This is a genomic window from Pseudoalteromonas sp. UCD-33C (assembly GCF_001306895.1).
Taxonomy (GTDB): Bacteria; Pseudomonadota; Gammaproteobacteria; order Enterobacterales; family Alteromonadaceae; genus Pseudoalteromonas.
This window is the reverse complement of sequence record NZ_LJTB01000029.1, coordinates 1-878: the sequence shown is the minus strand read 5'-3', so window position 1 is coordinate 878 and position 878 is coordinate 1. Positions and strand designations below refer to the sequence as shown.

Below are 878 nucleotides of genomic sequence, written 5' to 3'. Positions count from 1 at the left end.
GCATGTCGTCGAGCAACTCCCAGAAACCGTCCAGGTAGCGCCGGGTCATATCGTTCATCGCCAGCTTGCGGCCCAGGTTGCCGATGATCAGGCCTGCCACCACCATCGCAATCGGTGCCGAGACGTGCAGTTCGGTGGCCATCGCCGAGCCACCGATCACCAATGCCAGGGTCAGCATCACTTCGATCTGGTGCTGTTCGATGCTCTTGATCATCAGGTAGACCAGGTAACCGATCAGCCCGCCAAACACCACGCCGCCGATTGCCTCATGGGCGAACAGCATCGCGGTGGCGCCCACGGTGGGCGTCTCGCCCAACTGTGCGATACCCAGCAATACGGTAAACACCACTACGGCTGTACCGTGCGCCAGCGCCGTAGCAGCAGGATCGCCGGGGCCACTGTCAGCAGGCGCGACAGCAGGATCGCCACCGCCAGCAAGCTGGCCGCGAACACATGCAGCCAGTTGAACGGCAACAGCAACAACTCCATGCCGATCAACGCGAACAGCAGGGCGTTGAGCATGTCGTCGAGCAACTCCCAGAAACCGTCCAGGTAGCGCCGGGTCATATCGTTCATCGCCAGCTTGCGGCCCAGGTTGCCGATGATCAGGCCTGCCACCACCATCGCAATCGGTGCCGAGACGTGCAGTTCGGTGGCCATCGCCGAGCCACCGATCACCAATGCCAGGGTCAGCATCACTTCGATCTGGTGCTGTTCGATGCTCTTGATCATCAGGTAGACCAGGTAACCGATCAGCCCGCCAAACACCACGCCGCCGATTGCCTCATGGGCGAACAGCATCGCGGTGGCGCCCACGGTGGGCGTCTCGCCCAACTGTGCGATACCCAGCAATACGGTAAACACCACTACGGCTGTAC

2 protein-coding genes are annotated in these 878 nt (G+C 61.6%); both read right to left on the bottom strand.

Features of this window, described 5'->3' with window-relative positions:
* Positions 1-349, bottom strand: a 349-nt coding sequence (locus AOG26_RS20255) for a cation:proton antiporter domain-containing protein (RefSeq protein ID WP_200907883.1), incomplete at its 3' end; no start/stop codon positions are given.
* A partial coding sequence (locus tag AOG26_RS20250; protein WP_200907882.1) for a cation:proton antiporter domain-containing protein occupies positions 349-878 on the bottom strand: 530 nt, incomplete at its 5' end. The genes AOG26_RS20250 and AOG26_RS20255, both read right to left, overlap by 1 nt.